The following is a 21,859-nucleotide window of genomic DNA, read 5'->3' on the forward strand; positions in this document are numbered from 1 at the left end:
TAATTTGTAGAAAGATAGAACACCATGTTAAAGAAAAATGAAATTGTAACCGTTGAGATTGTCGATTTGACCCACGAAGGAGCAGGAGTGGCTAAGGTCGATGGCCTGGTCTTTTTTGTGGAGAATGCCCTGCCAGGAGAAGTTGTCCGCATGCGCGTGCTTAAAGTCAACAAAAAGATTGGCTATGGAAAAGTAGAGGAGTACTTAGAAAAATCCCCTCATCGTAATGAAGAGCTGGATCTTGCCTATTTACGAAGCGGAATCGCCGACTTGGGGCACCTGGCTTATCCGGAGCAACTGAAATTCAAGGCCAAGCAGGTCAAGGATAGCCTCTACAAGATGGCGGGAATCACTGATATGGAAGTGCCTCTGACCTTGGGGATGGACCATCCTGTCCAGTATCGCAACAAGGCCCAAGTCCCTGTTCGTCGTGTCAATGGTCAGGTCGAGACAGGCTTCTTTCGGAAGAACTCCCATGATTTGATGCCGATTGAAGATTTTTATATCCAAGATCCAGTCATTGATCAAGTGGTCTTGGCACTTCGGGATTTGATTCGTCGGTTTGACCTCAAGCCTTATGATGAGAAGGAACAGTCAGGCCTGATTCGCAATCTTGTCGTCCGTCGAGGCTACCATTCTGGAGAAATTATGGTCATTTTGGTCACCACTCGTCCCAAGATTTTCCGTGTGGACCAGTTGATCGAGCAATTGATCAAGCAATTCCCAGCTATCAAATCCGTCATGCAAAATATTAATGACCAGAATACCAATGCCATTTTTGGAAAAGAATGGCAAGTTCTCTATGGTCAAGACTATATTACGGATCAAATGTTGGGAAATGATTTCCAAATCTCTGGACCAGCTTTTTACCAGGTCAATACCGAAATGGCAGAGAAGCTCTACCAGACAGCCATTGACTTTGCGGAGTTAAAAGAAGATGATGTGGTGATCGATGCCTATTCAGGAATTGGGACCATTGGCTTGTCAGTTGCTAAGCATGTCAAGGAAGTTTACGGAGTAGAAGTCATCCCCGAAGCCGTGGAGAATAGCCAGAAGAATGCTAGTATAAATGGCATCACCAATGCCCACTATGTCTGTGACACAGCTGAAAATGCCATGAAGAATTGGCTTAAGGAAGGCATCCAACCAACTGCCATCCTAGTCGACCCACCACGCAAGGGCTTGACCGAAAGCTTCATCAAAGCCAGCGCCCAAACAGGCGCTGACCGCATCGCCTATATCTCCTGTAACGTCGCCACCATGGCGCGTGATATCAAACTCTACCAAGAGTTGGGCTATGAATTGAAGAAAGTACAGCCGGTGGATCTTTTTCCGCAGACGCATCATGTCGAGTGTGTGAGCTTGTTGGTGAAACGCAGTTAATCCTCAAAAGGTTCCCCGAACCTTTTGAGTCCCACAAACGCATCATGTTGATGCGGTATCACTGCTTGTACGAGCTGAGTCATCAGCGAAGTAGAAGTAGATGTTCAGCCCATGGGATAACTGTCGTAGAGTAAGGAGTATACGACGAAACGATACGGTAAGTCCGAACAGCTGAATGTGTAAGCTTGTTTGTGAAATGTGGATAATCGTTCAAAAATCAGAAGGACTAGAGATGTATATGTTGGAATTGTATCAAAATCCTTCTTATAAAGATCTAGTCGCATTTGGGTCCTTAAAAGAAGGAAAAGACTTTGTATCTAAAATAACTGGATATACTCTAGAAAATGAAAATGATTTTGTTCAAGGTAATAAAGTAGAAATAACGAACATTTAGATGAAAGGTTTAGAGTAAATATGAGTCTCTTATTTGAAGAATTTAAAACCATTTGTTTCCATTTAAATCGAGTCGGAATTACACCGACACTGATGGGTTCTTTGGGATTGGAGTTTAGAACGAAAGAAAATTGGGGGCCGTCTGACATTGACATTCATGTACCTGGTGACCCTAGAGGTTGGGAAGCACCTGATCATCTCAGAATTTATGACTGGTTCAAGATAATGAAAGTGATGAAAGACTTAGGCTACGTCTTAATAGATATTCATGAGCATGAATTCCAAAAGGATAGAGTGAGTGTTGAATTTGGAAGTATCGATTCCTTACTTGATTTTGCAGGAGTTTCGGAATCGGATATAGAGCTTATTCACATTGAAGGCATCACTTTTCGTCTTCCAAGTCTGGAGCAGTATCTAAGTATTTACAAAGCTTCTTCTCAAGACTCCTATCGAAATGATCACAATAACAATAAGGATTTTAAAAAGATCGAGTGGCTGGAAAGACATTTGTAAATTATCATATGAAAAGTAGTAAGTTGTAGGAATGGCTGCTATGTTATTTTATCTTCAATTTTATTGGTCATTTAATTTATACTATATTGGCTAGTAATAGAATTAGTAATGAAAAGCAGGTGGAAAAACTGTAAAAGAGCCACAGGTACTTTTCTGGGGTGAATATCACGCATATTTTTCGGATTTAGATGGATATTATTGGGAAGTTTCTTGGGGACCCAATTTTCAATTTGATGAAAATGGACTATTGAAATTTTAGTAATTAAGGGAGATAGCAAAAATGGCTTCAAGTAAAGAATATTTAGATTTCATTTTAGAACAATTGTCCGAGTTAGAAGAAATATCATATAGAGCAATGATGGGTGAGTATATAATTTATTATCGAGGGAAAATCATAGGTGGAATTTATGATGATAGATTTTTAGTGAAGCCTGTCAAATCTGCAATTGCGTATATGCCGAATGTAGAATACGAATTGCCGTATGAAGGTGCAAAGGAAATGCTATTGGTAGATGATGTTGACAACAAAGAATATTTAACCGGCTTATTTAATTCAATGTATGATGAGTTACCTGCACCAAAACCAAAGAAAAAGAAATAATAAAATCTCAGTTTATCTAGGTAATACCATTTAACGATAACCTTATGCGATCGTTAAAAAGCATGTGAATATGTTCTCGGTGACTGCGCATGTCGAGTGTATGAGCTTGTTGGTAAAACGTAGCTAAACCTCTCGCTTTGACATTTCAAGGCGAGATGCTTCAAAGCTCCACTGGAGATTTGAACTCCCCAAACCTTTTGAGTTCTAGGCGAATTCCTGTTTGGATGGAGTGATACTTTGGTTTGGATCTGGGCTGTGATATAGAGGTCATGACCAGAAATAATGAAATAGAGGAGTAAAATTGATGGAGAAAAATAAGCTCAAAGCAATTATGTTTGCCTTTCTGGCAGCTGTTTTTTATGCCATAAATGTACCGATATCAAAGGTTCTTTTGCAGCATGTGGGCCCGACTACAATGGCAGCATTGTTGTATCTTGGTGCTGGGATTGGTATTGGGATGATGTCACTCTTTAATAAGAAGGACAGGGAGAAAGCTGAGAGCCTGACAAAAGCGGAACTTCCCTATATTGTCGGAATGATTGTTCTCGATATTGCTGCACCGATTTTTCTGATGCTTGGAATCAGCTATGGTTCCTCTGCCAATGCATCGCTTCTCGGGAATTTTGAAATTGTGGCGACGACAGTCATTGCCTTGATTCTCTTCAAAGAAGCTGTAACCAAAAGATTATGGGTAGCTATTGGGCTAATCACCCTGTCAAGCATCTTGCTGTCGTTTGAAGGAACAGACAGCTTTCATTTCTCTTATGGTTCTTTGCTGGTGATCATGGCTACCGTTTGCTGGGGACTTGAAAATAACTGCACTAGAGAACTATCATCAAAGAGCACCTATCAAATTGTCATGCTAAAAGGCCTATGCTCAGGTCTTGGCGCTCTGGTCATTTCCCTTATAAAAAAAGAGTCCTTTCCAGGATTTGGCTATATCGCCATTGCCTTGGCTTTAGGTTTTGTGGCTTACGGACTCAGCATTTTCATGTATGTGAGAGCCCAGAATGTTCTCGGAGCAGCTAAAACTAGTGCCTATTATGCTGTCAATCCGTTGATCGGAGCTCTCCTTGCTTTTGTATTTTTAAGTGAATCCTTATCCTGGATGTATGTGATCGCCTTGATCGTGATGGTCATTGGTTCTGCTTTAGTGGTAGTCGATACGTTTATTCGCCAACATGACCATGAACACCAGCATACATTCACGCATAGCCATGGCGGAAGTACCCACACGCATACGGTAAGGCATTCGCATGTCCACAAGCATTATCTAACAGAAGAGAAGCACAGGCATCGTCATTCTATCGAGGAACTAGAGAATCTAGGAAAGGAAAAAGATAGGTAAAAGCAAATATAAGACAGGCTATTACGAGAGGCTGATATGAAATCAGAAGGAGCTGCTTTTGTTCTGAAATTCGGTAGATGTGAAGAGTTTCTGAGAGCTATCGGCAAAACTTGTATGGACAGATTAAAAGTTGGAGTACCATCTTTGCCTCGTTTTTGAGAAAGGACAAAGAAAAAATGGAAACACAAATTTTTTTAATGGGTGGAAATCCGCCGATAAAGAACCATACGGTTGTTAATAAAATTGTGTCATCAAGGAAGATCGAAAGAATTGTCATTTTTACAGTTTATCGAGAAAATTGGGAACCGTATATGAAAAAGTACACGGAAGTTTTCCGAAGTCAATGTCCTAATCTAAACACTGATTACTTACTCTTGGACACTGAGCAGATTAATTTTGATAGCTATCTAGATGCTGATCTAATTATTATCGGTGGTGGAAATACGGAAAAGTATTTAGCTACTTACGTCAATCAGCAGTTCAAAAATTATATCGATTGTATGCTGAATAAAGGGGCGAAAGTTATGGGATTTTCTGCAGGAGCCCTATTATTAGGAGAAAAAGTTTATGTTTCACCTAATGATAATGCAGATCATCAGATAAAGATAAAAAATGGATTAGGACTCTTTAGTCAGTTTTTAATTAGTGTCCATTATGATTCCTGGAATGATAAAGCTAATAAGGATAGAGCTGAAGAACTCGTTAATGTTCCCATAATTCCACTAAATGATCATTCCTGTCTTGTATTAGATAAACTTGGAAACATTATTGAGAAAATTGACTAGATTCCATTATCTAAATCTTGATCTAGGTGACTAAAGTGTAGACGAACTGGATGGGTTACTAGTGAAAACTGCAAGAAGTGTTGGAAAGTGAATCGGAGAGTGCTTGATGAATTTTATTAGTAAGATAGGCATAAATAAAGGCTGGTCAGATGATAAAAAATATTGTGTGACAGATCAAAATCAGCAAAAATATTTCTTGCGTGTTTCTGATAAGGAGAAGTTAGATTCTAAAAAATTTGAATTTGATATGATGGAGAAAGTAGCTTCTCTTGGAGTTCCGATGTGTAAACCGATTAACATAGAACTATGCGATGACGAAGTACATTCTTTACATGAATGGATAGATGGGAAAGATGCTCGAGAAACCATTTTAACTGTTTCAAAAGAACAACAATACATTTACGGAGTAGAAGCAGGAAGAATCCTTCAAAAAATTCATTCACTCCCTGTTACAGAAGTTCGTGAAGATTGGGAGGTCTTTTATAATCGAAAAATTGATGACAAAATCTCCAAATACAAAGAATGTCCCGTTCAATATAAAAATGGTCAGATCTTTATTGATTTTTTAAATGCAAATCGAGAATTGTTAAAAGATAGACCTCAGGTTTTCCAACATGGAGATTATCACATCGGGAATTTCATGATTGGTGAAGATCGTAAAATTTATGTCATTGACTTTGATCGATTTGATATCGGAGATCCTTGGGAGGAATTCAATCGTATTGTATGGTCTGCTCAAGTCTCTTCCTCTTTTGCGTCTGGTATGATAGATGGATATTTTGATCATAAGGTTCCGGATTTATTTTGGAAGCTTCTCGCTATCTATATTCTAAATAACATAGTTGGTGCTCTGTCGTGGGCTGTACCTTACGGAGCTGAAGAAATATCAGTAATGCAACAACAAGCTAAGGAAATTTTAGAATGGTATGATGATATGAAGCAAATCATTCCTAGTTGGTACTTGAACAAGAAGAAGACTGAATAATGTAAACGTTGGAATATCATTTTTGGAAAATATGACACGATTATTTGCCCAAATTTAAACACATCTGACTATCTTTAATATGGGTGATTTTAATCAATACAAGTTAAACTGGTATAGTAAGGAGTTTAAACATGAAATTCCATGAATTTGGTGATAGGAATTCGCCTTCTATCTTACTGATACATGGCGGTGGCAGTTCTTGGTGGAATTATCTTCGTCAAGCACGTATTTTATCAGAAGAATACCGTGTTATTCTACCCACTTTGAATGGCCACGGCGAGGAATATCAACTTGATTATGTTTCTACTGAAGATTCTGCTTTGGAGATTCTAGACTATATCAAAGCAAACTGTGGTGGGAAATTGTTAGCAATCGGTGGTGTTTCACTTGGTGGTCAAATTGCCATGGAGCTTTTGTCTTTAGACAGTGAAATTGCTGAGAAGGCCATCATAGACGGAAGCCTCTGTATTCCTCAACCAAGGTTAGCTAAAATCAGCATCTTTCTAGTGTCTCTATTTGGTAAATTGATGTTCAATAAATTCTCTTGTAAACTTCAGTTAAGCATGATGAACAAACTCTATCCTAAACTGGCTTATCCAGAGGAAATAAAAGCTTATTATTTAGAGGATCTGCCAAGGACACCTATCAAAACATTGGTGACCATTTACAAAACCTATATGGGGCGTTACAAGCTCAAGGACACGATTTCTGCTAGTAAGGCGCAGGTTCTGTATATCTACGGTGAAAAAGAATTGAACTGTGTGAAAGCATCGGCGAAATTATTTCAGCAGCTCCATCCCAATACGATCTTGTATGAAGCTAAAGGCTATAACCACGGCTATTTATCAGCTTATCTACCTCAAAAGTGGATTGATTTGGTTGAGCCGTTTTTAAAGAGCGATTCATTGGAAATGTTTAATGAATCTGATATGTAATAAGGAGGAATCTGATGTTAGGAGCAATAGTTGGAGACATTGTTGGTTCTGTTTATGAATGGGACAACATTAAAACGAAAGACTATCCATTATTTCGTGAGGATTGTTTTTTCACAGATGATACGGTTATGACCTGTGCTGTTGCAGAAGCGATCATGAATGGTGGACAGAAGGATGACTTTATTGATGCCATGAAGAAGTATGGTAGGATGTATCCCGATGCAGGTTACGGTGCAAGATTTGGGAATTGGGTTGATGGCGACGATCGAGAACCTTATAATAGCTTTGGAAATGGCTCAGCAATGCGTGTTTCTCCATGTGCCTGGACCATGGATTGTAGTTTCTGTGCACGAACGGGAGCCTGGCCGTCCAGAAGAGCAGTTGCACGACTTTCTGCAGAGGTGACTCATAACCATCCAGAGGGGGTCAAAGGGGCTATGGCGACGTCTGATGCTATCTTTATGTGTCGTTATTACTTTGGAGGTTACAGTGGCGACTATGGAAAACCGATCAACGATAATCCTACAGAGTGTAAGAGACTCATCAAGGAACACATAGAACAAGAGTATGGATATAATCTTTCTCAAACACTAGATGACATTCGTCCTACTTATCGTTTTAATGAAACTTGCCAGAATACGGTACCTCAGGCCATCATTGCCTTTCTTGAAAGTACAGATTTTGAAGATGCTATTCGAAATGCCATTTCTCTTGGTGGGGATAGTGATACTCTTGCTGCTATCACAGGAAGTATAGCAGAAGCAGCTTATGGCATACCTGATTGGATTAAGGATAAGGCCTATACCTATCTTGATGAGCCTTTAAAGGATGTCCTCAGACGATGGGAGCAAGAAGTTTCAATAACATAACAGAGATTAGATAAAGACAACTAAAAACGGCAAAGCGACGAGATAGGAAACAATCTCGTCGCTTTTTGCTTAAAAGTTAATGTTGCTATGGATTTATTCAGGCACCTAGTTAGATTTTTGCTGATTCAAGAGGAGGATACAGGATATTACTGCAATACAGGATACAAGAATCAGATACCAAAGATTTTCAAGACCAAAACCATGATTGACCATCAATCGGAATCCCCAAAAGGCTGGGAAAAGACGCCCGATTGCTTGAAGAAAATCAGGTAGTAAGTTGCTAGGAAACATGATTCCTGAGAGCATAATTGAGGGTAAAAAGACAAGTTGCGCTATCATGGTAAGCTTTGCTTGATTTTTTACAGTAAGGCCCAGTATACTTCCGATACTCAACGATACGAAAATGTAGATGCCCAGAGCGAGAAAGAAAAGGGGAAGTTGACTCGGTAGACTTGCTTTAAATAAAATTGGAGCAAGCAGTAGGATCACTATGCAAGTCATTATCAAATGAACAAAGGCAGAGAGAACCATGGTCACCAGTCCTAAGTGAATAGGCACACCATTTGCTTTATAAATCTTTTTTATGTCGCTTCCGAATGTTTCAATCAAGGAAGGCGGTAAGCCGAGAAAGGCCCCCATAGAAACACTCAGGACAATCATTGACTGAATGAGTGTACTACCCATTTTAGGCATAACGGAAGTAAAAATACCACCCATGAGAAGAAAGAAAATAAGCGGTACAATATAGTAAGTAACCAAGAGAGACTTACTTCGTATGTCCAATTTCCACTGTAATGCTAGGCTATATAAGAATCCTTTCATTCCGATCCCCTCCTTGCCATTTCGATGAAATGCTGCTCCAGTGTGCCACGATCAACCTTGATATCCAATATCTGGATATTTTTGTGTTTGCATTCTTCCAATAATGAAATCAAAGTGTCCTCGATCGTATCTGTTTCAAAAGATTCCTCTCCGTCCCGGGTCTTTAAATGGATGAAATATTTTCTTCCCAACCTGTCTGTTAGTTCTGAAGGAGTACCACAAAAGACGATCTTTCCACTATTCAAAATAGCAATGCGGTCACATAAGGTTTCAACTTCGGCCATATCGTGGCTTGCCAAAACAATTGTCTTGCCCTGTGATTTGAGCTTTCGGATTTCTTCATGGAGGGATAGTCTTCCTTCAACATCAAGTCCCGCTGTCGGTTCATCGAGAAAAATAATATCCGGATTACTGATAAGTGCAAGAGCAAGATGTAATCTTCTTTTTTGACCGGTGGATAATTCTATGTATTGCGACTCCTTCATTTCTTTTATGCCAAGGGCCTTTAGCATAGCATTATCAATGTATGTATGATTCCATTTTGCAAAGAGCTTTATGGCTTCTATCGGTTTGATGTGAGCGGGTAGAGAGGAGGACTGTAGTTGAATTCCGGTTTTCCCGTTTACAACGATAGTGCCTTCGTCATATTTTCTCAGACCTTCGATACATTCAAGCGTTGTTGTTTTTCCAGCTCCATTCACTCCGAGCAGAGCAAAGATTTCTCCTTGTTTGATTTGAAAATCGAGACCTCTAAGAACCATATTGCTACCATAACTTTTCTTTAATCCAGAAACCTCTATTGCGTCTTTCATGGTTCTACCTCCTCAAGGGGATTGGTTCCAAGCCTTGAAAAATAGACTTGTAAAGCAGGCCCTAAATAATCATTAACGATTTTTTGCTTTTCTTCCCAAGCGTTTGAGGCGGTATCAATATTCCCTATTTCCATCAACTTCGGAAGCATGCTCATATCACCATTTGTAAACTCCATAATCAAACTCCAGTATTCTTGCACAACCTGTTGGCATTGTTCGCTTTCAGCTGGTACATTTTCTTTCTGAAGCTCTACGATTTGATCACTTAGGCGGTTCAACCTATCCATAAAATCTTGCCCGCTTTTTTTGTCAAATCGACTGCGTATCTGGTCGAGCGTATCATCATCAAAGCGCTTAATGAGAGAGTAGGAGTCATTCTTCATCTGTAGATTGACAATAATGTCTGCATACTTCTTAAAATTGACCGTCTGTATTTGTAAAACTTCTGCCTTTAACTGCTCTATTGCGACTAAAGAATCCTTAAGTTGTTCAATATTTTTACGAAGAATATCTGCTTGCTCTGTAAGAGCCTTAGCAACATCATCAGGTGTTTTCAAAGAGATCAAACGCCCCTTTATATCCTTGAGAGAAAAGCCTAATGATTTTAATGATAGAATCTGATGGAGTAGCACTATATCTTTATCGGTATAAAGCCTGCGACCTCCCTCACTTTCTGCCGATGGGGAAAGTAGCCCCTCTTTATCGTAATATTGTAGAGTACGGATGGTAATGCCCATTTTCTTAGCAAGTTCCCCCACTGTCATAAATCCTTCCGGAATTGCTCTATATTTAGCCATCATTACCCACCTCCTCATACCTATTATACATCGTTACGTAAGGTCATGAACAAGGATTTTTAATAAAATTTAAACTGTAAATCTTTTAGCATTAATGAAGAATCTCATAAAAAATATAGACTTGATGAATTGGTGAGCTTGTTTTCTATTTCAAAAGGTTATTTGGTCCAATAATAAATATCTGATATGTGAGTGGAAACGTGTTATAATTGAGGATGAGACAAGAGGAGGTAAGCTGGTGAAATTTTTAGCAATCAATCCTATTTAGTAAAAAGAATGCTTGAATCTCTATCCTCACGTGTTGAGTATATTAGTTTGCTAAAAAACTATCTTCTATCTAAATATTGAAAGGATTAAGGATGTATCTATTAGAATTTTACCAAAACAATTATTCAAAAGATTTAGTCGTGTTTGATTCTTTAGAAGAGGGAAGAGCCTTTGTAGCGCAAATCCCGGGATATACTTTAGAAAAAGAAGATAGTTTTGATGTGGAGTATTTTAATCCAAAAAATCTACCGGATTATATGGAGATTGTCTTCAATGGAAATATTGTCCCTTTATCTAGATTTTCGTTTAATTCTGAGGAAAATGTGGACATTATTTGGAAAGAAATTTCGAATCTATCCGTTAAAAACGATAAAATGATCGAAGGAGCTACAAAAGTAGATGCATATGTCGTGAATAACGATGAAGTGAAAGCTTATGTCGAAGCACGAGAAGCAAACTTCCGCAAGGCAAAAGTATTTCTAGAAAACAAAGGGTATGAAGTTGACAGAAGCTTTTTCGGAAGTGAAGACGGCGAAGCGATTCTCTACAGAAAACGCGGCACCGAAGATTGGCACTTCTTATGCCACTTAGACCCGCTGTTTGTAGAGATTGAAGATGTCGAAGAATATGTGAAAGAAGCGATGGAAGATATTCAATAGTCAAACAAAGTTCTTTATGAGTGTATGCCACTGCTTGAGTAGACGGATTGAGCAGTAAAGAGAAACATCTAGCACTATCTAGCTTCTTAAGGAGAAATATCTATCATGAAAATGGAAATCAGGAAAACCTATCTTGTAAAATAAGATTATCGCATTAATTCCTCAAGATATGATTAAACGGATTCCATTTTTTGTTAGAAAACATGCCATTACACGTACTGTTAAGAGAGTTTCGCTCGAGTATCCGGAGTTGTATGCAGTAGCTGAACAAGAAGGCCAACTTCCTGAAAAGGAAGCTCAAGAATTGCAACAAATTCTTACAGATATTTTCCAAGAGAAAATGAACAAGCATAAGATTAAATAAGCTTTGAGATTTACCAATAAGATGTCGATTGAGCATTAGGAGTTGAGAATGGCTATTGATGGCGTTAAAATAATTGACAGTGATCAAGGTTATGATATTTACAATGAAGTAGTTGGTCGCTATAGAGATGGTGAACATGTGACGAATATCATCAAGTATATCCTCGATGCAGAGAAAGATTACTGTCAAACAGACTTTTTTACAGAAATTTATTGGACTGCTCTTGCCTACTCACTGTGGAAGATTGGTCACCTGACAGACGATATTAGAGATAAAACCTTGGAGCTTATCAAAAAAGGGGCTGATCCATTTTGGTTGGAAATAGATTCAAAGGCTTTGAAGCAAAGGCAAAAGGTCTTGGATAAACTTGCTATCCAGTTGCAAACTGAAAATCCTAGACCTCTAAAGGTCACTAAAGCCAAAACTAAACGTAAACCTTATTTTGAAGAAGGAGATCTCCTTACTGTTAAGTTCAAAGACCAGTATGGTCTTGTCTTTGTATCTATGGTTGAGCAGAGTCCTAGAAAGCTTGAGTATCATTTGGCTTGCACACGCCTCTTACAAACAAAAAAGCCCTCCATCGATGATTTTTTGACCAGTCAAATCTCCTGTAAGATGGACAATACAAAGTTTGCTCTCGTTACAGATTGCTGGTTCAATCACAAAGATTTAGGGCAATTATTAGAAAATATTGAAAAAATTGGACAGGTGAAACTTAGACCTTTTAGTCTTTGGATGTTAGCACCTGCCCAAAATTTAGAAGATATTTATGAAGAAATCACTAGAGATAAAGGTTCCTCTGGCCTTCGATTCATCGAAACCTATAAACTTGTCGACGATATTTTTCCAGTTTAATGCTTATGTGATAAAGTGGGAAATGGTGAATCATTCCCACATGCTATGCTGGGCTCTGACTCCATAGCTATCTAGGGAACCATCTGAATTGAACTTGGATTCAATCCGGTATCTTTTCCAGAGGTCGTAATCTGCTGTTTGAATAGTCAGAATGAAGTTGGTATCCTTATCAGAGACATTATAATCAGCTGGATTGACTTCAAAGATATCGATTAATTTTCGTGTTTGAAAGTCTTGGAGTTTGAGATTTGCTAGCTTGACATGATTGATGGAAATTTTTTCTAGTTGCTTGCTATCCTTAGGTGTTCTGTAATAGGTGATGACGCAGTTTTTGAGTTGATCAGTATCTCTTCCAGTAGGAGTAAGGCTCATAAAGCCACAGGACTGATCATCCCGCTTGACTTCAAGAAGCTGACCGTAGTAGAAGTGGTCGTTTTTGGGATTGGTGATGGAACTCTCTGCTCCTTTATCTCCAAAGGTATAGCCTTGGTCTAAAAGCTCGGAAGCCTTGGTTTCACCGATGATGACAGTGGTATCTTGAATGGTTACTGGAACTGGTTGAGCTGGAAGACCACTCATCATCATGCAGAACATAAAAACATAACTTGTTAAAAAAGCTGTCCCGATAACAGCGTTGGTTGATGCATAGACATGACTGTTATGAAAGTTTTTGCTTATTGCCAGTACAACAAATTTACCAATACTTTTTAAAACCATACTAACAAGTACGATGAAAAATTGTTTTTTCAAACATTCATAAATGGCTTGAGGAAAGCTATTACTATGATAGTAGAGGACAGCCAATACGAGTAGATTTACGATTAAATAGATCAGCAAGAACCAATGAATCTCTTTAAGGGCATTAGCATCAGTGATTTCTTCATAGTCAACGTGAATTCTTCCTTGAACAGCATGGCCAAGTTTGTAAATCCATTTGGGAATGTCTTTGCCTTTTTTAACCGCAACTACAAGTCTGATATAGAGGTAGATAGTAAAGGATAAGGATAGAAAGAAAAGAGCATAAAAACCCAAAACAATACTAGTGAACATTACTATTTCCCTTTATTTAACATTCAATAAAACAATTTCTTAGCTCCATTATAGCATTTTCTATAGAAATAGAGCTAGAAATATCAGTATTATCCTACAAGATTCAAAGGAGAAAAATCATGGGAATGATTGCCAATTATCAATATTTATCAGACAATGAATTAGAACAAATAAAAGCTCTTTCTAACCAAGAAGATGACTTGTTAGACTTTGCTGAGGACTCCGCTGACACTCATGATATCATAATAGATATCGACAAAATGTGGGATGCTCTTCTCTTTGTCATGACAGGATTTAGTAGTTCAGAATTTTTGGATGACAATCCCTTGAGAGAAGCTGTTTTAGGGGTGACTCCTCTAGAGGATGTATCTGAATATATCGCCTATACTGAAAAATCGAGAATTGCGGCTATCAGTCAAGCTTTAGAAGAATTTGATATGGACAAGGCTTTGAAATACTTTAGTATGGAAGCATGCAAGAAAGCCGACTTGTATCCTGATATTTGGGATTATCTTGAGGAAGAGGAAGAAATCAAGGATGATATTTTAACCTGCTTTGTCAAAATGAAAGACTTTTACAAGGAAATCTTAAACCACAAGGGGAATGTCTTAGTGACTATTTGTTAAGGTTCTTATATTCCATTAGAAAGGTAGTCCCATGAATCCATTTCTAGAAAAGTATATTACTTTAAAAAAGCAATACCTGGAACAAGATGGAAATTCTTCCAGTGTTGCGGAACTCTATGATTTAGCTGATGAATTAGCTAAGTCTGATGATTTAGAAGCTAAGAAAGTCTTAGTTGATCTCTATGAGCAATTGGGTCTCTACACCAGTGCCTATAGCTTATTTACCGAAATTTTAGATAAACCAGACCGAAAACAATTAAAGAAACTGAGCTGTTTACAAGAAATGAGTCAGAGTCATGGCGATCGTTTTGCCCTTCCTCGTCCTCTAAGAAAAGAAGAGAAGAAGCAAAGACAGGACTTGTTAAAAAACTTGCCTCATTTTCTCTATCATCCAGATCCCTTAGCTACAGGTTCATTTGTTGAAGGAGAAGCCAAGCTTTGTCCATCTTGTGGGAAAGAAAGTAATGTTTATTATACTCTTAGACCCTATAGTATTGAAGAGATAGTACATCTCTGCCCAACTTGTATTGCAAACGGTCAAGCAGCTAAGAAATTCGATGCGGAATTTATCCAAGATGCCGAGTGGCAAGGTGAATTGGATCCAGAAAAGAATCAGCTGCTTTTTTGTCAGACCCCAGGCTACTCTAGTTGGCAGGGAGAATATTGGCTTTCTTGTTGCCAAGATTATTGTGCTTACCTGGGTACAGTTGGAACTCGAGAATTGAAGGATATGGGAATCGCTGAGCAAGTCTTGGCAGACTATGAAGCGCGTGAAGAATATAAAGATGTAGAAGACTACTTGGTTAAAGACGGGCCTATCTGTGGTTATTTGTTTAGATGTCTCCATTGTCAAAAATACCAGATCTGGGTTGATGCAGATTAAATCAAAATGTGATTCGCTATGAAAATTAAAGAGAAGACTATGAAAGAACTAGAATTATTCGAAGCTGCCTCCAAAGATTTATTTGATACTATGCAGGGATTTAAAGACAATCTATCTGCTCAATTTCCCCTATTAGATAGTGATAACTGGCAGTATGATAAGGGATCGATAAAAGTTTGTAAGGCTGATGAGTCAGGATTCAAAAAAAGATGTAGAGTCGGAATCAGCTACAACTTGAAAGTCTCCCTATTAAACGAAGCTGCCGAGCAAATCTGGTTACTGTTTAAAGACTGGTTCAATACTAGCAGATTGAGTCAAGTTGAAAGAAATTCCAATAACGAAGATTTGGGAAGATATGATTTTTCAGCAAGTTCTCCTCTTGGAGATCAGGTAGATTGTTCGATTTATTTGCCTAATGAGTGGAATATCCCTCAGATTAGCTTTTCAGGCTATCTAACAGCTCGTTATAGGGCTTGTGATCTTGATAAATAGCAAGAATAAGATGGAGGTTTTTAGAGATGAGAAAGATTGATTGGGACAAGATAAAGACTCGCTTAGATGCCTTGCTAGTCATTGACGAATATCTGACAGATCCGAGTGAGGATTGGCTCAGACTCGTGATTAAGACTGAGGAAGACTATGGAGTCCGCTATCTTATTGATAATGGATCTGGTGATTCTTTAGATGTGATTTTGACTGATAAAATGATCCTTATAAAAGGCTTTGATCATGAAAGTAGTTTAAGCCAGTTTGGTGCTGACGAGTGGAATCAAGATATCATCGATAGTTTTTATAAAGGACTGGATGAAAAGTATGTCTCACTTTATTCAGAAGAACAAAAAGATGAAACAACCTTCTTTATCTGGTATGACGGTCACGCGCATCAACAGACTTACCAAGATCAGGATGGCGGAGAATGGTTGCTATCTTACCTCTTTGATAGCTTTGAGAGATTTCATGAGTTTGTGACTGACTATTATGAAATTACCGTAGATGAAGCCTTGTTAAGTAAACTATACAATCATGGATATCTTTCAGAAGTAGAATTGGAGAAATTAATTCATAATTCCTAGATTAGATAAAAAATCAGGCATATTCTTATTTGGATAGGCCCTTAAAGCGATGGGATAAGTACATCTCAGTAAACTAATATGTACAGTGAGAAAGGATTTCCCTATGGGATTTTTCGATAGATTTAAAAAGAGAAAAAGTTATAGAGGTTATCACAAATATTTTAAAAGATATTCACTTAAAATATTATGAAGATATAAAGAATTATGTTGACGAATCTGAGATTGACTATTTAAATGAATTCTTTGGATATGTTGAAAAAACACTTGAATTAAATGATTTTGACACGATTGATGAATATGGAGTGGCATGTAATTTCCATCTACCTTATGAGTATTCTCAATTGGAGATTTATGATTATAATGACCATTCTGGGTTTACCGTTGAATATGAGATGACTTCTAATTCAGAATTAGTGGATATGACCCTTCAATTAGAATTTTTATATACCAAAGATGGCTATAAGGTGAGATTTCTTAATATTGATTCAGATTAGTAAGGACCCACATGTTAAAATCGAATAAGCTGATTATTTTTTTAATTTCCCTACCTTTTCTGGTGGTTATTGTTTTCTATTCTCTTAGTGAGCATCCTGGATATAGTGATGATGGGAATTTCGTCAGAAATCATGAGGCTGCTATTAAGAGTGAGATCATCGCACACTTAGCCCAGGAAAAGCAAGACATAAAATCTGTGACGCTCTTACCAAATACTGCTAGAGGAGAGTATGATAATGGTGGTGATGTGAGCGGACATTACCATATCTATTTTACAGCCTACGTCGATCATAATCGCGAGCGAACGATAAGTGTAGAACTATTCTTCCCAGATGCCAGCATTCCCCCATTTACCTTGTTTCCCCCTAACCCTTATAAAGACAAGGGCAAAAAGATGTCCAATTGGTTGATGGGGAATATTGAAGTATCGGAAGAACCCTCTAAATAGAAATAAGAACAAGTCATGATGAATAGAATAGTAGATGATCGGATCACTCTTATTCCTTATTATAGAAATGATGCCATCTCCCTTCTTTGGTATCAGGATAGTGAGGTTTGCAAACAAGTGGATAATACTGATCAGATTTACGATGTAACAAAACTTCATAAAATGTATGATTACCTAACTTCACATGGTTCGTGCTATTATATCCAATATGAGGGAGTGTTAGTTGGAGATGTGACACTTCAAGATAATTCAGAGCTTTCTATAGTGATCAGCAAAGAGTATCAGAATTTACAGATCGGAAGACGGTGTATTTCTGAAATGATACAGCTGGCCAAAGAGAAAAAAATGGTTAAGGTAACTGCTCAAATTTATCCTTTTAATACTCAAAGTCAAAGAATGTTTTTGGCTTTGGGATTTCAGAAAGTAGATGAAGAGTGGTATGAATATAAGTTGATTTAGGAAAGGTGTGTATCTCCACATAGATTAAGACTGTAATCTGCTGTTTATAAAACAATGTTCATGAAAAATAGAGATAAAGGGTAGCCACTGATACATGGACAAGAGTTTTTTCCGAAATCTAAATATGAAGAGAACACCAACAGATGATTTTTGTTGGTGTTCTTTTTATATGATTTTACAATCTATCACTCTGATTCATGTTTGAAACAAGTTAAACAAACAGTTGTAGGAGGACCTTCGAAGTCGAAATTTTGTACGGTTAATGGAGGGATTTTCCCACTATAATCTCTCCACAGTTTTATTTCGTATATGAATTGCAATCGGTGTGATAAGTAGGTATAGTAAGGTCAAAATGATAAAAAATCCGATATCAGCATCCAAAAATACATAAACGATGTTAAAGCCAAAATGCATGAAAATAGAATAAATCAGATTATTATATTTTTCCAAAATAATATTCATACAAATAGTAATAGATGTAATCACAACTATATTAGCAATAATATAAGGAACGGCCCGCCAGTCCGTAAATTTTGAATCTACAACCCACAGAAGTGTATGCCAGAAACACCAGACTAGGCCTTGGTAAATAGAGGATTTAAAAAAATGATATTTTTTATTAAATTCTTCTCTCATATAACCACGCCACCCTAATTCTTCACCAGTCGGACCTGATGTAAATGATAAGAATATACTTAGTGGCAATGATACGGTTCCTAGATTGATGTAGGAGAACATTGTTTTTTGGGTCATAAGTGAGTAGAGGAAGAGTGATAAAATACTGAGCCCAAATGTAAGACCAAATGAAGATAGAAGTGGGAGTAACGACACTTTAGCAGAGAAACACCGCTTAAGGAAAGTTGTTCTTTTCTCATCAGTCCTGAAATACTTCCATCCAAATAAAAGAAGGTATGATGGAGACCATGCGACGATATTTCGTACAATCCACATGATAACAGGTGGAACCTTAAATATTAAACTTGCAGGAGCTGCTACAAAAATAATGAGTGCCCAAACAAGTACATAAGAACTGATGATGTATCTTTTTAAATAATTTACATTCATTTAGTTACCCTCTTTCTTCAGCTGTATAGATAACTAGTTCACTCTTAATACCATTCAATTCAATTATATTATCTGCATCGGGTGAATCGAATGATTCAGTTTTTTGCCCATTTTTTTCATAATAAATATTTGTTCCAATCCCTTTGGTGACAGCAGTAAATAGGCTGTTTTCAGGAATACGAATTCTGGATGTTGCTGAAATCTGGTTAATGTCAATTTCACCGTTTAATGAATGACATAATACTTCCATATCAAGATTACAGTTTATTTTTACTTTACCTGAAATATCTTCTAGGGTAATACGAGATGTTTTAAGGTCAAGTTCGATATTGTCACATTCTAGGGAGTGAATTTCTACAGACTCTGCACGAACCGCGCATTCAATGTGACTAATATAGCGAGTTGGGATTTGCACAAAGATACTGACCGTTTCTTTAGCCGTTGCCTCTGTTACACCATTGTAACGTTTTACATCTAGGTCAATTCTTTTTCTACTATCATCAATTTTTACTTTAAAATCATTTTGAAGTGTAGAAAGAAGATTGGATACCAGACGAACTCGAATCTTTTCTCCCTTGTATCCGGACAATACAAACTTTTCTGCGCCTCCAAATTTCATATCATAGCTCTTGATCTTATCGATATCATACTCTGTGATACTCTCAAAAAGATATTTGCTTGTCTTAAGACTAGTTCTTTCATTACAGATTAGCTCATCGATAGAGATGTTAAATAGGTTTGAGATGGAAATCATATTTTCGATATCTGGAATACCAGCACCAGTTTCCCACTTTGTTACAGCCTGTCTTGATACACCGATTTTTTCAGCTAAAAGTTCTTGTGACATCCCTACTTGTTTACGTATGGATTTTAATTTTTCAGCAAATGTCATGTTGTATGACCTCCTCTATATTTTATGATGTAGTTTGTCATAAAGTAGCAATATGACTGATTTTAGTATAGAATAAACGATGATTACAGCACAAGCAAGTAGAGGTTGCATTCTCATTATTTTTGCTACTTTGCGTGGCATTTATCGTTTTAACGTTGATTTTTAGCATTATTTTAGTTATTTTACCATACATTCAAATGGAATGATGAATACAATTAAAATTAATATTTTGAAATTCCAGAAAGTCTGGAAGTAATAAAAAATAGCATAAAATAGTTTCTAAAAAGTTATTTGTTCTGTAACCTCTTTTTTCTGCTATAATATCACTAGATAGAAATGTGGGAGTTTCAATCATGGTTACAAAACGGTTTTTGAAAAATGTTATTGTTGCGATCGTCTCGGTTTTTATATCCTTTGCTTTTGTTCAAGGGGCTCAAGCCCAGCAAACTGGACTGGATTACCAGAGTCTTCATCTACTGCCTTTTAATGGCAATAAGCAGCTTGTACTGGGGGATTTTGATCATTTAAGTCGGGCGACTTCGGCACATATTCAGCTGCAGGACAAGGATGAGCCAAAGAAAAAAAGAGAACCACGTCTCAACTATAATCCGGTTGGCTGGCACAATTATAAGATTGCTTATGGAAATAAAGGAAAGAAGGCCTGGTTGTTCCATAGAGGGCATTTGATCGGCTATCAGTTTAGTGGATTGACCAATGAAGGGAAAAATCTGGTTCCTCTAACTGCCTGGACCAATACGGGGAATTATAAAGGGACAGCGGATAGTAATGTGGAGGGCATGCTCTACTACGAGAAACGACTCGATAGCTGGCTGGCCACCCACCCAAATTACTGGTTAGACTACAAGGTGACCCCGGTCTATACTGGTGATGAATTAATTCCTCGGCAGGTGACCTTGCAATATGTAGGAATTGATCGAGATGGCAACCTTTTACCTATCCATCTAAGTAGTCCCAAAGAGTCGGTAGATGCTTATGGGATCACCACCGTGACCTTGGACAACTACTCTAAGAATGCGACCATTGACTATCTGAAGGGGACTGCCAAGCCATCTTTAGTGCCGACAGAACCAAGTAGCCAACCACAACCAGCCAGCCCTTCTGTAGAGACGCAACCAAGTCAAGCCCCTCAACCGAGTCAAGCAGTAGAACCAGCTCAGCCAGTCCAACCTGTCGAACCTGTAGCACCAACTCGTCAACTGGCTCCAGTAGTTTATGTAGCCAGAAATGGGAGTGCGGATGTTTATTGGTACTCTTTGGACAGTATGCCTCGCAATACTAATTTTTCTAAGGTGGTTCAGATGTCAGAAGAGCAAGCGCTAAGTCTTGGAAAGCGGCATACAAGTAAGGAATGAAGATCAGTTATTTTGATAATGAGAAAGCCCATTTGCTGGGCTTTTTGTGTAGGGTAAGTACTAAATAGGAGAACTAAAATGATTTAAAATATGCTATAATAATAGGACGGAGGTAGAATATGACCTTAGATGTAGATAAAGAAAAAATGATGATTATGGGTGTGATTTTTGACAACAAAAAGGTTTTTAAGAGTGTCTGGTTTGCTCTGAGCACCAATATGATTGAAGGATGGCATCCCACGGTAGAAGACGTGGAGCGACTGAGAGAAGAGGCAGTTGCATTAGGAGTTGGATAATGGTCAGAAAAATATATGAAGGGTATGATTATATAGACCCTGATAATTTATACACCTATCCCCATTCATCTGTTCTCATAAATAAATTTAATGAGAAAAATGATAATAAAGCACGAGAATTAGAATATCGTTTAGTAGCAAGTCAAAGTTTAAAACTGTTTATTAATCCAATTGAAGTAAATACTGTTTCAGATATTTTAAAGATTCATAAGTTTCTTTTTGAAGGAATGTATACTTGGGCAGGTCAATACCGTCAAGTAAATATCTCTAAAAGTGGAAATGCTTTTATGCCAGTTCAGTCTTTTGATATGGCAGAAAAATTTTTAAATACTTTGCTTTCAAACTATTTACTGAACGCAAATAATAAAATTGAGATTTGTAAAAGTTTAGCTGAGATATTAGATAATCTAAATTATTTTCACCCATTTCGAGAAGGAAATGGTCGTACTCAACGAGAAGTTATCCGTTCTTTAGCTTTGATGAAAGGCTATGAATGTGAAATTTCAATTGGTTTAGATGATGATATCTATCACTTATATATGGATGGAACAGTTTATGGAGATACTAGTAAGCTCGAAAAACTGTTCAATAAACTATTAACAGAAATATAGATCTGTAGTATATTTTAGTAGGAAACAGTATAAAGTGATGCTTATAAGGTAAAGTCATTGCTTCAACAAAAATCTTTAAGCCCAATTGATGGGCTTTTTGTGTGCAATACAATTATAAAAAGTTAGTAGTCTAAAATTATCTCTCTCAACATATTGCAAACCTTTTCATAAAGTTGTATACTAATAAATGATTTTATGTA

At 37.5% G+C, this 21,859-nt stretch carries 28 protein-coding genes and 1 pseudogene; 23 read left to right on the forward strand and 6 right to left on the reverse strand.

The features are described from left to right. The first annotated feature begins 24 nt into the window (after positions 1-24). From rlmD to ADG03_RS00155, 10 genes and pseudogenes are all read left to right on the forward strand, one after another. Positions 25-1,383, forward strand: a complete 1,359-nt coding sequence (rlmD, locus tag ADG03_RS00115) for a 23S rRNA (uracil(1939)-C(5))-methyltransferase RlmD (protein WP_049472755.1) — start codon at positions 25-27, stop codon at positions 1,381-1,383. Between the two features lie 238 nt (positions 1,384-1,621). Then, the gene (locus ADG03_RS11715) at positions 1,622-1,777 is read left to right on the forward strand and encodes a hypothetical protein (protein ID WP_173019390.1); all 156 of its coding nucleotides are present in this window, start codon (positions 1,622-1,624) and stop codon (positions 1,775-1,777) included. Positions 1,778-1,797: 20 nt separating this feature from the next. Continuing rightward, positions 1,798-2,289 (forward strand): phosphoribosylanthranilate isomerase, encoded by a 492-nt coding sequence (locus ADG03_RS00125; protein WP_042766118.1) that lies wholly within the window; start codon positions 1,798-1,800, stop codon positions 2,287-2,289. Between the two features lie 118 nt (positions 2,290-2,407). Next, positions 2,408-2,548: pseudogene (locus ADG03_RS12020) on the forward strand (VOC family protein); the annotation flags it as partial. Positions 2,549-2,569: 21 nt separating this feature from the next. Continuing rightward, the gene (locus tag ADG03_RS00130) at positions 2,570-2,890 is read left to right on the forward strand and encodes a TfoX/Sxy family protein (protein ID WP_003003487.1); all 321 of its coding nucleotides are present in this window, start codon (positions 2,570-2,572) and stop codon (positions 2,888-2,890) included. 304 nt (positions 2,891-3,194) lie between these two features. Continuing rightward, the gene (locus tag ADG03_RS00135) at positions 3,195-4,238 is read left to right on the forward strand and encodes a DMT family transporter (RefSeq protein ID WP_021153052.1); all 1,044 of its coding nucleotides are present in this window, start codon (positions 3,195-3,197) and stop codon (positions 4,236-4,238) included. Between the two features lie 176 nt (positions 4,239-4,414). Further along, positions 4,415-5,023, forward strand: coding sequence for a Type 1 glutamine amidotransferase-like domain-containing protein (locus ADG03_RS00140; protein ID WP_049472756.1), 609 nt, complete (start codon positions 4,415-4,417; stop codon positions 5,021-5,023). A 106-nt stretch (positions 5,024-5,129) separates the two neighbouring features. Further along, positions 5,130-6,008: an aminoglycoside phosphotransferase family protein gene (locus ADG03_RS00145; protein WP_049472757.1), complete on the forward strand. Its 879-nt coding sequence runs from the start codon at positions 5,130-5,132 to the stop codon at positions 6,006-6,008. A gap of 131 nt (positions 6,009-6,139) precedes the next feature. Continuing rightward, the gene (locus tag ADG03_RS00150; protein WP_049472758.1) at positions 6,140-6,943 is read left to right on the forward strand and encodes an alpha/beta fold hydrolase; all 804 of its coding nucleotides are present in this window, start codon (positions 6,140-6,142) and stop codon (positions 6,941-6,943) included. Between the two features lie 14 nt (positions 6,944-6,957). After that, a complete protein-coding gene (locus tag ADG03_RS00155) occupies positions 6,958-7,812 on the forward strand; it encodes an ADP-ribosylglycohydrolase family protein (RefSeq protein ID WP_049472759.1) in 855 nt (284 codons plus the stop codon). 105 nt (positions 7,813-7,917) lie between these two features. Here the strand turns inward: ADG03_RS00155 and ADG03_RS00160 are convergent, their stop codons facing one another. From ADG03_RS00160 to ADG03_RS00170, 3 genes are read right to left on the reverse strand one after another with little or no spacing between them, the layout of a single operon-like run. After that, a complete protein-coding gene (locus tag ADG03_RS00160) occupies positions 7,918-8,634 on the reverse strand; it encodes an ABC transporter permease (RefSeq protein WP_049472760.1) in 717 nt (238 codons plus the stop codon). Continuing rightward, the gene (locus tag ADG03_RS00165; RefSeq protein WP_049472761.1) at positions 8,631-9,446 is read right to left on the reverse strand and encodes an ABC transporter ATP-binding protein; all 816 of its coding nucleotides are present in this window, start codon (positions 9,444-9,446) and stop codon (positions 8,631-8,633) included. The genes ADG03_RS00160 and ADG03_RS00165 overlap by 4 nt, the downstream gene beginning before the upstream one ends. Beyond that, entirely contained in the window at positions 9,443-10,246 is an 804-nt protein-coding gene (locus tag ADG03_RS00170; RefSeq protein ID WP_173019380.1) for a MerR family transcriptional regulator, read from the reverse strand. The genes ADG03_RS00165 and ADG03_RS00170 overlap by 4 nt, the downstream gene beginning before the upstream one ends. A 356-nt stretch (positions 10,247-10,602) precedes the next feature. Here ADG03_RS00170 and ADG03_RS00175 point away from each other — a divergent pair, with 356 nt between their 5' ends. The 3 genes from ADG03_RS00175 (at position 10,603) to ADG03_RS00185 (ending at position 12,388) form a co-directional block, all read left to right on the forward strand. Next, the gene (locus ADG03_RS00175) at positions 10,603-11,169 is read left to right on the forward strand and encodes a hypothetical protein (protein WP_049472763.1); all 567 of its coding nucleotides are present in this window, start codon (positions 10,603-10,605) and stop codon (positions 11,167-11,169) included. A 169-nt stretch (positions 11,170-11,338) separates the two neighbouring features. Then, positions 11,339-11,533: a hypothetical protein gene (locus ADG03_RS00180; RefSeq protein ID WP_080976902.1), complete on the forward strand. Its 195-nt coding sequence runs from the start codon at positions 11,339-11,341 to the stop codon at positions 11,531-11,533. Between the two features lie 48 nt (positions 11,534-11,581). Further along, entirely contained in the window at positions 11,582-12,388 is an 807-nt protein-coding gene (locus ADG03_RS00185) for a hypothetical protein (RefSeq protein WP_049472764.1), read from the forward strand. Between the two features lie 30 nt (positions 12,389-12,418). Here ADG03_RS00185 and ADG03_RS00190 read toward each other — a convergent pair whose 3' ends face one another. After that, positions 12,419-13,438 carry a hypothetical protein gene (locus ADG03_RS00190; protein ID WP_049472765.1) on the reverse strand — a complete coding sequence of 340 codons (1,020 nt, stop codon included), beginning with the start codon at positions 13,436-13,438 and terminating at the stop codon, positions 12,419-12,421. A 119-nt stretch (positions 13,439-13,557) separates the two neighbouring features. On the opposite strand from ADG03_RS00190, the gene ADG03_RS00195 reads away from it, so the two are divergent. The 7 genes from ADG03_RS00195 (at position 13,558) to ADG03_RS00225 (ending at position 17,422) form a co-directional block, all read left to right on the forward strand. After that, entirely contained in the window at positions 13,558-14,064 is a 507-nt protein-coding gene (locus ADG03_RS00195) for a YfbM family protein (RefSeq protein ID WP_049472766.1), read from the forward strand. A 31-nt stretch (positions 14,065-14,095) separates the two neighbouring features. After that, positions 14,096-14,947: a CbrC family protein gene (locus ADG03_RS00200; RefSeq protein ID WP_049472767.1), complete on the forward strand. Its 852-nt coding sequence runs from the start codon at positions 14,096-14,098 to the stop codon at positions 14,945-14,947. 18 nt (positions 14,948-14,965) lie between these two features. Continuing rightward, positions 14,966-15,439: a hypothetical protein gene (locus ADG03_RS00205; protein ID WP_192832139.1), complete on the forward strand. Its 474-nt coding sequence runs from the start codon at positions 14,966-14,968 to the stop codon at positions 15,437-15,439. Positions 15,440-15,465: 26 nt separating this feature from the next. Further along, positions 15,466-16,020 (forward strand): hypothetical protein, encoded by a 555-nt coding sequence (locus ADG03_RS00210; protein ID WP_049472769.1) that lies wholly within the window; start codon positions 15,466-15,468, stop codon positions 16,018-16,020. A 95-nt stretch (positions 16,021-16,115) separates the two neighbouring features. After that, positions 16,116-16,514: a DUF7668 domain-containing protein gene (locus ADG03_RS11965; RefSeq protein WP_338151652.1), complete on the forward strand. Its 399-nt coding sequence runs from the start codon at positions 16,116-16,118 to the stop codon at positions 16,512-16,514. Positions 16,515-16,525: 11 nt separating this feature from the next. After that, positions 16,526-16,963, forward strand: coding sequence for a hypothetical protein (locus ADG03_RS00220; RefSeq protein ID WP_049472771.1), 438 nt, complete (start codon positions 16,526-16,528; stop codon positions 16,961-16,963). A gap of 15 nt (positions 16,964-16,978) precedes the next feature. Further along, positions 16,979-17,422 carry a GNAT family N-acetyltransferase gene (locus tag ADG03_RS00225; protein ID WP_049472772.1) on the forward strand — a complete coding sequence of 148 codons (444 nt, stop codon included), beginning with the start codon at positions 16,979-16,981 and terminating at the stop codon, positions 17,420-17,422. A gap of 279 nt (positions 17,423-17,701) precedes the next feature. On the opposite strand, the gene ADG03_RS00230 is transcribed toward ADG03_RS00225, so the two are convergent. Then, positions 17,702-18,487: a CPBP family intramembrane glutamic endopeptidase gene (locus ADG03_RS00230; protein ID WP_049472773.1), complete on the reverse strand. Its 786-nt coding sequence runs from the start codon at positions 18,485-18,487 to the stop codon at positions 17,702-17,704. A gap of 4 nt (positions 18,488-18,491) precedes the next feature. Beyond that, positions 18,492-19,379 carry a helix-turn-helix domain-containing protein gene (locus ADG03_RS00235; protein ID WP_049472774.1) on the reverse strand — a complete coding sequence of 296 codons (888 nt, stop codon included), beginning with the start codon at positions 19,377-19,379 and terminating at the stop codon, positions 18,492-18,494. 353 nt (positions 19,380-19,732) lie between these two features. On the opposite strand from ADG03_RS00235, the gene ADG03_RS00240 reads away from it, so the two are divergent. From ADG03_RS00240 to ADG03_RS00245, 3 genes are all read left to right on the forward strand, one after another. Beyond that, positions 19,733-20,752, forward strand: a complete 1,020-nt coding sequence (locus ADG03_RS00240) for a DNA/RNA non-specific endonuclease (protein ID WP_049472775.1) — start codon at positions 19,733-19,735, stop codon at positions 20,750-20,752. Between the two features lie 119 nt (positions 20,753-20,871). Beyond that, positions 20,872-21,048: a hypothetical protein gene (locus tag ADG03_RS11720; protein ID WP_003017298.1), complete on the forward strand. Its 177-nt coding sequence runs from the start codon at positions 20,872-20,874 to the stop codon at positions 21,046-21,048. Further along, positions 21,048-21,659, forward strand: coding sequence for a Fic/DOC family protein (locus ADG03_RS00245; protein WP_023917895.1), 612 nt, complete (start codon positions 21,048-21,050; stop codon positions 21,657-21,659). The genes ADG03_RS11720 and ADG03_RS00245 overlap by 1 nt, the downstream gene beginning before the upstream one ends. The last annotated feature ends 200 nt before the right edge of the window (positions 21,660-21,859 follow it).

This window comes from Streptococcus parasanguinis, assembly GCF_001069785.1.
In the GTDB taxonomy this organism is placed as follows: Bacteria; Bacillota; Bacilli; order Lactobacillales; family Streptococcaceae; genus Streptococcus; species Streptococcus parasanguinis_T.